A 3,052-nucleotide genomic window follows, 5' to 3' on the forward strand; every position below is an offset into this window, starting at 1 on the left:
GCTGTAGTGACATTTTAGGGATTCACGGCGCCGGGTCTTTGTGATTCAACAGTGGCTTTTGGAGGCTGGTGTGGAAGGCGAGGTACTTCGGGACGATCAATGGGAGCGATTGCGGGAGTTCGTTCCGGGCGGGCGCAAGGGTAAGCGTGGTCCGCGTAGCGACGGCAGGCGTTTTCTCGATGCCTTGCTGTGGCTGGCGCGCTCAGGCGGTCGTTGGCGCGATCTTCCCGAACGCTTTGGTCCCTATCAGACAGCCAAGCGGCGCTATTATCGCTGGATCGAGCAGGGTGTGATCGACCGGATATTCGCGGCGGTGTCCGATGATCCCGACATCGAATGGCTGGCGATCGATGCCACTGTCATCCGCGCTCAGGCTCAAGCGGCAGGGGCTCGGATAAAAAGGGGGGCGTTCAAGCCCAGGCTCTCGGGCGGTCGAGAGGTGGGTTCGGCACCAAAATCCACGCCGTAGTCGATGCCCTCGGTCTGCCGATCCGCTTCATTCTTGGCCCCGGACAGCAAAACGACATGGCTCCAGCCTGCGACCTGATCCGGGGCATCCCGGCAGGCAAGGTGCTGGCGGATCGCGCCTACGATGCCGACCGCCTGCATGACCTCATCTACGAGCAAGGCGGCGAGCCGGTCATCCCACCACGCCGCCACCGCAAGTACCAACACGGCTACGACCGCATCGCCTACAAACAGCGTTGGGGCATCGAAGGATTCTTCGCCAAACTCAAACAATGGCGGCGCATCGCAACACGCTACGACAAGCTCGCCCCCAACTTCCTCGGATTTGTCAAACTCGCCAGCATCATGCTCTGGCTCAAATGATTAAATCGTCACCACAGCCTAGACCGCAGACTCATAAGTGCGGACCCAAAGGCACATTGATGCGAGTTGGACCATGGCGAGGACGTTTTCGATATGCTTTTCGTATCGGGTGGCAACACGGCGGAAGTGCTTGAGCTTGGAGAATAATCGCTCGATCAGGTTACGCGCGATAGAGCCGTTTGTTGAAGCACGGCTTCCACTTTCTATTGGATTTGGCCGGGATGTTGCGTATGGTGCCCTGTTACTCGATAAGCGTGCGGGCGCGGTCTACATCGCAGGCCTTGTCGGCAAGCACGATCATGTGCGGGCCAAAATGGTTGAACAGTTCGTCGGCAACTTCCCCATCATGGGCGTGGCCAACAGTCAAGCCGAACTGGACCGGAGGCCTTGCGCGTCGACGACGGCATGGATTTTCGTCGTGAGTCCACCGCGTGATCGACCGCCCCCCCCTTTTTGCCCTCGCAGCCTGTTGGTGCGCCCGGATGGAAGTTGCTGTCGATCATCTGGATGTCACCGTCATGGGCGGTGGTGATGGCGTCCATCATTCGATCGCACATCTCTGCCTTGCGCCAACGCAGAAAGCGATTGTGGCAGGTGGTCCGGAGCCATAGCGTTCAGGCAGATCCCGCCATAGCGCACCGGATCGCAGCACCCAGAATATGCCGTTCGACACGCGGCGGTCGTCAACGCGTCGGATGCCTCGTGGTTGGTTGGGCAACAGCGGTTCGATCACGCACCATTCGAAGTCGGTCAGGTCATATCGACTTATGCAAAGCCTGAGTCAGATTTCGAGAGGGGATGGAAGTCTCATAGCTCAAGAAGCATTTGCAGACATGAATTGACAGTGCCCCCATCAATGGATGGAAGTGGCGACAAACCTGCTGATTATTCGGGGCCGTAAAACAGATGGGCAACGGCTCGCAAACTGGGCTGCGCCATCCTCATCGAACTTGGCTTGCAGATCGCACCATGGTCTGCCCGTTTGTACAATCCACAGCACCGCCTTCATGAATAGTCGATTATTCCAACCGCTGCGGTCGGGATCGGTGATCTTGCCAAGACAATGCGGTTCCATCGGTCGTGTCCCGCGGGGTGGTGTAGGAAGGTTTCCCTGAGAGGGTGGCCACCGTCGATCTTCTGGTAGGGTTCGGATGCGAACTCGAACCTGGAGAAGAAGACGATGACCGAGGACAGAATGGCCCTTGTCGAGCTGATTGAGCAAGGGGCTGATAGCGATTTGGTGCGTGAGATGCTGGCTTTCGCCGCAGAGCGTATGATGGATCTCGAGATCGAGGCGAAGACGGGCGTGCCTTGCGGATCACGCAGCCCGGAGCGGCTGAACCACCGCAACGGCTACCGCGAGCGGGGTTGGGATACGCGAGCTGGCCGGATGATCTGGCGATCCCGAAGCTGCGCAAAGGCAGTTACTTCCCGAGCTTCCTGGAGCCACGCCGCACCGCCGAGAAGGCCTTGGCGGCAGTGATCCAGGAAGCCTACGTCCACGGCGTTTCGACCCGTTCGGTCGACGATCTGGTCAAGGCGATGGGCGCCAGCGGTGTTTCAAAGAGCCAGGTCAGCCGTTTGGTTGCCGAGATCGACGAGCGGGTGAACGCTTTCCTCACGCGACCGATTGAAGGCGAGTGGCCCTATCTATGGATCGACGCCACCTACCTCAAAGTGCGCGAGGGCGGACGGATTGTCTCGACGGCGGCGATAATCGCGGTGGGCGTCAACACCGATGGCCGACGCGAGGTTCTGGGCGTGGCCACCGGCCCGTCGGAAGCCGAACCTTTCTGGAAAGCCTTCCTGCGCTCTCTGGCTGACCGAGGCTTGCGCGGTGTGAAGTTGGTCATCGCCGACGATCACAAAGGGCTGCGCGCTGCCGCCAGCAAGGTATTTTCCGCGACCCAGCAGCGCTGCCGGGTGCACTGGATGCGCAATGCGTTCGCCCATGCGGCGCCGAAACAACGACCCGCTGTCATTGCCATGATCAAGACCATCTTCGCGCAGGAGACGGCCGAGGCGGCGCAACAGCAGTGGGACCAGGTTACCGATGCCCTGCGCGAGAAGTTTCCAAAGCTGGCCGACATGATGGACGCATCACGCGAGGACGTGCTCGCCTACATGGCCTTCCCCAAGGATCATTGGGCGCAGATCGCCTCCACAAATCCACTGGAAAGGGTCAACAAGGAGATCAAGCGAAGGGCAGACGTGATCGGCA

Annotated in this window: 4 pseudogenes; 2 read left to right on the forward strand and 2 right to left on the reverse strand. The window is 59.8% G+C overall.

Going from position 1 to position 3,052, the window contains the following annotated elements:
- Positions 1–70: 70 nt before the first annotated feature.
- A pseudogene (locus DM806_RS16180) lies at positions 71–831 on the forward strand (IS5 family transposase).
- An 18-nt stretch (positions 832–849) separates the two neighbouring features.
- On the opposite strand, the pseudogene DM806_RS16185 reads toward DM806_RS16180, so the two are convergent.
- Positions 850–1,600, reverse strand: a pseudogene (locus DM806_RS16185) (IS5 family transposase).
- A gap of 177 nt (positions 1,601–1,777) precedes the next feature.
- A pseudogene (locus tag DM806_RS28015) lies at positions 1,778–1,888 on the reverse strand (IS5/IS1182 family transposase); the annotation flags it as partial.
- A gap of 123 nt (positions 1,889–2,011) precedes the next feature.
- Between DM806_RS28015 and DM806_RS16190 the strand changes: the two are divergent.
- Positions 2,012–3,052 (forward strand): annotated as a pseudogene (locus DM806_RS16190) (IS256 family transposase); the annotation flags it as partial.

It is taken from the genome of Sphingobium lactosutens (genome assembly GCF_013393185.1).
Taxonomy (GTDB): Bacteria; Pseudomonadota; Alphaproteobacteria; order Sphingomonadales; family Sphingomonadaceae; genus Sphingobium; species Sphingobium lactosutens_A.